Raw genomic sequence first — 7921 nt, forward strand, 5'->3', positions numbered from 1 at the left:
GGGCCGTCGGGGTCGGGCAAGTCGACGCTGCTGCGGGCGATCGCCGGACTCGACAGCCTCGACTCGGGCACGGTGATCATCAACGGCAACGACGTGTCGGGCGCATCGCCGCAGAAGCGCGACATCGGGTTCGTGTTCCAGCACTACGCCGCGTTCAAGCACCTCAATGTGCGCGACAACATCGCGTTCGGCCTCAAGATCCGCAAGCGCCCGAAGGCCGAGATCGACAAGAAGGTCGACGAGCTGCTCGACATCGTCGGACTGACGGTCTTCCAGAAGCGGTTCCCCGCCCAGCTGTCGGGTGGCCAGCGTCAGCGCATGGCACTGGCGCGCGCGTTGGCGGTGGACCCGCAGGTCCTCCTGCTCGACGAGCCGTTCGGCGCTCTCGACGCGAAGGTCCGCGAGGACCTGCGCAAGTGGTTGCGGCGACTGCACGACGAGGTCCACGTCACGACCGTCCTGGTGACCCACGACCAGGCCGAGGCCCTCGACGTGTCCGACCGGATCGCGGTGTTGAACCAGGGTCGTATCGAGCAGATCGGATCACCCGACGACCTCTACGACCGTCCGGTCAACCCGTTTGTCGCGTCCTTCCTCGGATCGACGGTGCGCGTCAACGGCGAGCTGGTGCGTCCACACGACATCCGCATCGGCCGCAACCCGGCGATCGCGCTGCCCGGTGGTGACGCCGAGCTGGACACCGGTGTGGTGAAGGCGACCGTGCAGCGCGTGGTGAACCTCGGCTTCGAAACGCGTGTGGAGCTGCTTGCGGCCGCCTCGGGAGATGAATTCGCCGCGCAGATCACCCGCGGTGACCAGAATGCACTGGCCCTGCAGGCCGGCGAGACCGTCTACGCCCGCGCAACCAAGGTCGCTGCGTTCGACGGTTAGCCGTAAGCGCCCGCTACCCGGCCAGGTCGGGTATGACTCTCTTGAGAGCCCACGGCAGGAGAGGCATATGGCGGCACCCACACATCCACGTTCCGGACTCGACACTGCACTGACGCCGCTGCGATTCCTGGAGCGCGCGGTGGAAGTGCACCCGGACAAGACCGCGGTGATCGACGGTGCGCGCCGCGCGACTTATCGCGAGTTCGGCGACCACGTGGTGGCGCTGGCCGATGCGCTACGCCGATCCGGGGTGGACCGCGGCGACAGCGTCGCCTACTTGGCGAGCAACTCGATGGAGATGCTGGCCGCGCATTTCGCGGTGCCGTTGGCCGGCGGCGTCCTTGTCGCGGTGAACACGAGGTTGGCGGCGGAAGAGATCCGCTACATCTGCGACCACTCGCGATCGGTGCTGCTCATCGGCGAGGGGGAACTCCTCGAGGGTTGCACCGACGTCGAGTTCGCCACCGTGCGCGAGGTCATCGAGACACCCGAAGTCGACGGCGGGTACCGCGGTGCGGGTGTGCGCTACGACGAGCTGCTCGCACGCGGCTCATCCGATGCGGCCATCGCCTGGACCGTCGACGACGAGGATGCGGTCATCGCCATCAATTACACCTCCGGGACCACGGGCCGCCCGAAGGGCGTGATGTATACCCACCGCGGCGCCTACCTGTCGGCGCTGGGGGCGGTCATCACCCACGACTACTCCATCGACACCCGGTACCTGTGGTCGCTGCCGATGTTCCACTGCAACGGATGGTGCAAGACGTGGGCGCTGACCGGTGTCTCCGCTACTCACGTCTGTCTGCGCGCGGTGCGCGGAGAGGAGATGTGGCACCTCATCGACTCCGAGACGATTACCCACATGAGCGGTGCCCCGACTGTGCTGACGACGCTGGCTACCGCGCCCGAAGCCCATCCGCTGGACCGGCCGATGTCGATCGCGACGGCTGGCGCACCGCCGAGCCCGACGGTCATCGCCGCGATCCGCCACCTGGGGATCACGTTGGTGCACGTGTACGGCCTCACCGAGACCTACGGTCCTTATTCGGTGTGCGAGCCCGATCCGAGCTGGAGCGGCCTGTCTGAGGCCGACATCTCGGTGCGGATGGCCCGTCAGGGCGTCGGGGAGCTCACCGCGGAGCGGATGCGGGTGGTACGCCCCGACGTTGACGATCAGGGCCGCTTGTGCGACGTCGCCGCCGACGGCGTGGAGATGGGCGAGATCGTCATGTGCGGGAACATGGTGATGAAGGGTTACTTCGAGGATGCGCAGCGCACGTCCGAGGTGTTCGTCGGCGGCTGGTTCCACTCCGGGGACCTCGGCGTGATGCACCCCGACGGCTACGTGCAGTTGTTGGACCGGGCCAAGGACGTCGTCGTTTCCGGTGGTGAGAACATCTCCACCGTCGAGGTCGAGCAGGCCGTCGTCAGCCATCCGGCGGTGCTGGAGGTCGCGGTGATCGGCGTGCCCGACGAGAAGTGGGGCGAGCGGCCCAAGGCGCTGGTGGTGCTGAAGGACGGAATGGCCGCCGATGCCGCCGAGATCATCGCGCACGTCAAGACCAGGATCGCGTCGTACAAGGCGCCGCGCGACGTCGACTTCGTGGCCGACTTGCCGAAGACGTCGACCGGCAAGATCCGCAAGAACGAACTGCGCGACGTCGAGTGGGGTGCCGGGCGGGTCCGGATCCAGGGCTAGCGCCAGCAGGCCCCGGCAACCGAGCTAATCCGCGTCTTGCAGCGTCATTGCCGTCGTGCGCCGCCGATCAGGGGTGGACGACGAACAATGGCACTGCTTGAACGATGATGGCGCTGATGACGTCGGGGTGATCGGCCAGGGGGGCGGCGACAGGACCGTCCAAGAGTGCCTCGACCCGCTCGGTGAGTAGACCGGAGGACAGAAAATAGGGGAGGCCGACGATGCGCTGGGCACCAGCGGCGCGGAGCCGTGCCAGTGCAGCGTGCAGCTCGACGGCGTTCTCGCCGAGTTTCGTCGCGAACACCACCTCGACGGGCAGCCCAGTGTGTTCTGCGAGTTCGGCACCGCGGATGCGTGCGGAATCGTCGGAACGCTCGTCCGACGACCCGACGGCGTACATGAGCACGCCCGGGTGAGCACCATGGGCGTGGCCGTCAAGGACTTGCGTCAGCCGATCCGCCAGCGCGTCGACGAGGCTGATTGATCCGAGGACCGGGGTCTGTTCGATCCGCAAGGCCGGCCATTGGCGCCGTGCCGCGTCAAGGAGAACCGGCAGGTCGAAGCGACTGTGGTAGCCGTCGCCCAGCAGCAGCGGCACGACGGTGACGTCCTCACCGTCGGAGGCCAGCTCATCGAGAACGGCGCCCACCAGCGGCTCGTCCAGGTCGAGGAAGGCCAATTCCACGCGTCGACCCGGCAACTCCGCACGTACCCCGTCGCGCACCCGGTGCAGGGTGCGGGCGAACCGGGGGTCCCGGCTGCCGTGCGCGACGAGGAGAAGGCTCATGCCGGCGTCAGGTGCAGCTGGTCGAGCGCGTCGCCGACGAGTCCCGCGGCCAGCGTGTTACCGCCGGCGGGATCGATCAGCAGGAAGCTGCCCGACTCGCGACTGTGGCCGTAGTCGTCGGCGACGATGGGCTCGGCGGTCTGCACCGCGATACGCCCGATCTGATTGAGCTCCAACGACTGTGGCGAATCCACGAGCAGGAGGTCCTGCTCGTCGAACAGCACGTCGAGCGTGCCGACAATCGCCTGCGTGGTGCGGGTGCCGTGTTTGAGCAGGAGTCGCGCACCCGGACGCAGCGGCTTGTCACCGAGCCAGCAGACCGTCGCGGTGAACTGCTGGATCGGCTCGGGTGCATCGGCGACCGCGGAGATCACGTCCCCGCGGGAGACGTCGACGTCATCGGCAAGCAGGAGTGTGACGCTGTGCCCGGCGTGTGCGGTGGCCAGAGGGCCGTCGGCGGTGTCGATGGCCTCGATCGTGGTCCGGGTACCCGACGGCAGCACGACGACCTCGTCGCCGACGGCGACCGTTCCGGTGGCGATCTGTCCGGCGTAGCCGCGATAGTCGGGGAACTCCGCGGTGCGGGGACGGATCACGTACTGCACTGGGAAGCGCAGGCCGACCGGGTCTCCGGCGCGTTCGTGCACGTTGGGCACGGTCTCCAAGTGTTCGATCAGCGTCGGCCCGTCGTAGTACGGCGTGCGGTCTGACCGTGTCGCCACGTTGTCGCCGTGCAGTGCCGACACCGGGATCGCCAGGACTTGGTCGTCGCGCCAGCCGAGTGAGCGGGTCAGCTCGGCGAACTCGGCCGTGATCGCGGCGAACTGGCCGGCAGGATCGTCGGCGAGGTCGATCTTGTTGACCGCCAGTACCAGTTGCGGGACGCCGAGCAGTGCCATCACCGCGGCGTGGCGGCGGGTCTGCGCGACGACGCCGTTGCGCGCGTCGACCAGCAGGATCACCAGCTGCGCCGTCGAGGCGCCGGACACCGTGTTGCGGGTGTACTGGACGTGCCCGGGGGTGTCGGCGAGGACGAAGGAGCGCTCACCGGTGGCGAAGTAGCGGTAGGCGACGTCGATCGTGATGCCCTGCTCTCGCTCGGCACGCAGGCCGTCGACGAGCAGCGACAGGTCGGGGCCGTCGAGCCCGCGCGCCTGTGAGGCGCGGTGCACGGCGTCGATCTGGTCGGCGAGAACCGACTTCGTGTCGTAGAGCAGGCGGCCGACCAGCGTCGACTTCCCGTCGTCGACGGACCCGGCAGTCGCGATGCGCAACAGGTCGGGGGAGTGCCTCATCAGAAATATCCTTCGCGCTTGCGGTCTTCCATCGCGGCCTCCGACACCCGGTCGTCGCCGCGGGTCGCACCGCGCTCGGTTAGCCGCGATGTCGCGACCTCAGCCAGCACGGCCTCGTTATCGGCGGCCTCCGACAGCACGGCGCCGGTGGTGGAGCCGTCGCCGACGGTGCGGTAGCGCACCGACCGGGTTTCGACGATCTCACCGTCGCGCGGCCCGCCCCACGACCCGGAGGTCATCCACATGCCGTCCCGGTTAAACACCTCGCGATCGTGCGCGTAGTACAGCGGGGCCAGCAGGACCTGCTCGCGGGCGATGTAGCGCCACACGTCGAGCTCGGTCCAGTTGCTCAGCGGGAACACGCGGACGTGCTCGCCGGGGGCGTGGCGGCCGTTGTATAGGTTCCACAGCTCGGGTCGCTGGCGCTTGGGATCCCACTGGCCGAACGCGTTGCGCAGGGAGAAGACCCGCTCCTTGGCGCGGGCGCGCTCCTCGTCGCGGCGGGCGCCGCCGAACACCGCGTCGAAGCGGTTCTCGGTGATGGCGTCGAGCAGCGGGATGGTCTGCAGCGGGTTGCGGATGCCGTCGGGACGCTCGGTGAGCCGGCCGTCGGCGAGGTACTCCTCGACGCTGGCGACGTGGAGCCGCAGGTTGTGGCGTGCCACGATCTCGTCGCGGAACTCGATGATCTCGGGCAGGTTGTGACCGGTGTCGACGTGCAGCAGCGAGAACGGCAGCGGTGCCGGCCAGAACGCCTTGAGCGCCAGGTGCAGCAGCAGCGTCGAGTCCTTGCCGCCGGAGAACAGGATCACCGGCCGCTCGAACTCGCCGGCCACCTCGCGGAAGATGTGGATCGACTCCGACTCGAGCGCGTCGAGGGTGTCGAACTCCCGGTTCTCGGTGTCACTGTCCGCGCGCAGGATCGGTGAGGTCTGGGTGTCAATGCTCATGAGACGTGCAACCCGCATTCTGTCTTGGCGCTCCCGGCCCAACGGCCGCTGCGCGGATCGGCTCCAATGGCTGGTTTGGCGGTGCACGGCGCGCACCCGATCGAGGGATAGCCCTCGTCGACCAGCGGATTGACGAGAACCCCGTGGGTCTCGATGTAGGTCCCGAACTCCTCGTCGGACCAGGCGGCGAGCGGGTTGATCTTGACCAACCCGAAGCCCTCGTCGAAGGAGATCAGCGGCGCGTTCGCCCGCGTCGGCGCCTCGACGCGCCGGATCCCGGTCACCCACGCGGAGAAACCGGACAGCGCCGCGCGCAGCGGCACCACCTTGCGTAGGCGGCAGCACTCCGCGGGGTTGCGCGCGAACAAGTCCTTGCCCAGCAGTTCGTCCTGCTGTGCGACGGTGTGCTCGGGGAGCACGTTGAGAAGCTCCAAGTCATAGACCTGGACCACGGCGTCGCGGGTGCCGATGGTTTCGGCGAAGTGGTAGCCCGTATCCAGGAACAGCACCTTGAGGCGCTCATTGTCGATGCTCTCGCGGTCGATCGCCTTGTCGGCGACATCGATGAGCACCGCGTCCTGCATGTTCGCGGCGATGAGGAAGTCGGTGCCGAACGTCTCCGCGGTCCAACGCAGCAGCTCATCGGCGGTGGCGTCGGGCCCCAACTCTGCTGCCCCGCGCTCGGCAATGCCGCGAAGGTGATCAGTATCGATTGTGGTCGTCATCGGTTCCCCCTCACTGCAGCTCGGCGTCGTCGGCGCGGGCGGCCCATTCGGCGAATCGCTCGCCCTCGTTGCGCCCGACGATGAAGTTGCGAACGACGCGCTCGATGTAGTCGATCGAGTCGTCGGCGTAGATCTTGTGCTGGCGCAGCTTGCGGCCGAACCCGCTGTCGAAGCCGAGGGCCCCGCCGAGGTGGACCTGGAAGCCCTCCACCGGATGGCCGTTGCCGTCGTCGATCAACTGGCCCTTGAGGCCGATGTCGGCGACCTGCACGCGGGCGCACGAGTTGGGGCAGCCGTTGAAGTTGATGGTGATCGGCACGTCGAGCTGCTCGTTGAGCTCGGCCAGTCGCTTCTCCATCGCCGGTACCAGCGCCTGGCTGCGGCTGCGGGTCTCGGTGAAGGAGAGCTTGCAGTACTCCAAGCCGGTGCACGCGATGAGGTTGCGGCGCCAGCGCGACGGCCGCGAAGTCAGGCCGACGGCTTCGAGTGCGGCGTCGAGGCCGGCGATCTTGTCGTCGGGGACGTTGACGACGACCAGCTTCTGGTACGGCGTGAATCGGACGTTGTCGGCACCGGCAGCCTCGACGGCGTCGGCGAGTGCGTACAGCACCGTGTCGGACAAGCGTCCGGAAACAGCCGAGTAGCCGACCGCGTTGAGTCCGTTCTTGAGCTTCGTGACGCCGACGTGGTCGATCGGGTGCTTGGGCGGCACCGGCGCGGGACCGTCGATCAGCTTGCGCTTGAGGTACTCGTCCTCGAGGACCTGTCGGAACTTCTCGGGGCCCCAGTCCTTGATCAGGAACTTCAGCCGGGCCTTGGAACGCAGGCGACGGTAGCCGTAGTCGCGGAAGATGGCGACGACGCCCTCCCAGACCTCGGGCACCTCGTCGAGCGGAACCCACGCGCCGAGGCGCTCGGCGAGCATGGGGTTGGTCGACAGGCCACCGCCGACCCACAGGTCCAAGCCGGGGCCGTGTTCGGGGTGCTCGACACCGACGAACGCCACGTCGTTGATCTCGTGCACGACGTCTTGGAGGCCGGAGATGGCGGTCTTGAACTTCCGCGGCAGGTTCGAGTACGCGGGGTCGCCGATGAAGCGGCGCTTGATCTCGTCCAAAGCGGGGGAGGCGTCGAGGACCTCGTTCACCGACAGGCCTGCCAGCGGTGATCCGAGCATGCCGCGGGGGCAGTCGCCGCACGCCTCGATCGTCTCGAGGCCGACCTCTTCGAGTCGCCGCCAGATCTCCGGGACGTTTTCGATCTCGATCCAGTGGTACTGCAGGTTCTCGCGGTCGGTGACATCAGCGGTGCCGCGCGCGAAGTCGCGGGAGATACTGGCGAGGGCGCGCAACTGCGGCACGTCCAACTGTCCGCCGTCGGTGCGGACCCGCATCATGAAATACGGGGCTTCGAGGTAGTCGATGTTGTCGTCGTGGGTGTGCGTGCCGTCGTATCCCTCGGCCCGCTGGGTGTACAGGCCCATCCAGCGGAAGCGGCCACGCAGGTCGGCCTTGTCGATGCCGTCGAAGCCGACCTTGGAGTAGATGTTCTCGATCCGGGCGCGGACGTTG

Annotated in this window: 7 protein-coding genes; 2 read left to right on the forward strand and 5 right to left on the reverse strand. The window is 67.8% G+C overall.

The window, feature by feature from the left end; genetic code table 11:
- Positions 1–891: sulfate/molybdate ABC transporter ATP-binding protein (locus B4L26_RS10115; RefSeq protein ID WP_290718601.1), on the forward strand; the 891-nt coding region annotated here is incomplete at its 5' end.
- 67 nt (positions 892–958) lie between these two features.
- Complete coding sequence (locus tag B4L26_RS10120; protein ID WP_290718603.1) at positions 959–2593, forward strand: AMP-binding protein; 1635 nt, start codon at positions 959–961, stop codon at positions 2591–2593.
- A gap of 67 nt (positions 2594–2660) precedes the next feature.
- On the opposite strand, the gene B4L26_RS10125 is transcribed toward B4L26_RS10120, so the two are convergent.
- The 5 genes from B4L26_RS10125 to B4L26_RS10145 form a co-directional block, all read right to left on the reverse strand.
- On the reverse strand, positions 2661–3380 hold the full coding sequence (locus B4L26_RS10125; RefSeq protein WP_290718606.1) for a sirohydrochlorin chelatase: 720 nt from the start codon (positions 3378–3380) through the stop codon (positions 2661–2663).
- On the reverse strand, positions 3377–4675 hold the full coding sequence (locus B4L26_RS10130; RefSeq protein ID WP_290718608.1) for a sulfate adenylyltransferase subunit 1: 1299 nt from the start codon (positions 4673–4675) through the stop codon (positions 3377–3379). The genes B4L26_RS10125 and B4L26_RS10130 overlap by 4 nt, the downstream gene beginning before the upstream one ends.
- Entirely contained in the window at positions 4675–5625 is a 951-nt protein-coding gene (gene cysD / locus B4L26_RS10135; protein WP_290718611.1) for a sulfate adenylyltransferase subunit CysD, read from the reverse strand. Before cysD ends, B4L26_RS10130 begins: the two co-directional genes overlap by 1 nt.
- Positions 5622–6350, reverse strand: coding sequence for a phosphoadenylyl-sulfate reductase (locus B4L26_RS10140; RefSeq protein WP_290718613.1), 729 nt, complete (start codon positions 6348–6350; stop codon positions 5622–5624). The genes cysD and B4L26_RS10140 overlap by 4 nt, the downstream gene beginning before the upstream one ends.
- 10 nt (positions 6351–6360) lie before the next feature.
- Positions 6361–7921 (reverse strand): nitrite/sulfite reductase (locus tag B4L26_RS10145; RefSeq protein ID WP_290718615.1); only part of this gene is annotated, 1561 nt, incomplete at its 5' end.

The organism is Gordonia sp. UBA7599 (assembly GCA_002477755.1).
Classification (GTDB): Bacteria; Actinomycetota; Actinomycetes; order Mycobacteriales; family Mycobacteriaceae; genus Gordonia.

What these genes read in the sequence shown, in the direction of transcription:
- B4L26_RS10120 (WP_290718603.1), top strand. Translation starts at nt 959, where the DNA reads ATGGCGGCACCCACACATCCACGTTCCGGACTCGACACTGCACTGACG.
- B4L26_RS10125 (WP_290718606.1), bottom strand. Translation starts at nt 3,380, where the DNA reads ATGAGCCTTCTCCTCGTCGCGCACGGCAGCCGGGACCCCCGGTTCGCC.
- B4L26_RS10130 (WP_290718608.1), bottom strand. Translation starts at nt 4,675, where the DNA reads ATGAGGCACTCCCCCGACCTGTTGCGCATCGCGACTGCCGGGTCCGTC.
- cysD (WP_290718611.1), bottom strand. Translation starts at nt 5,625, where the DNA reads ATGAGCATTGACACCCAGACCTCACCGATCCTGCGCGCGGACAGTGAC.
- B4L26_RS10140 (WP_290718613.1), bottom strand. Translation starts at nt 6,350, where the DNA reads ATGACGACCACAATCGATACTGATCACCTTCGCGGCATTGCCGAGCGC.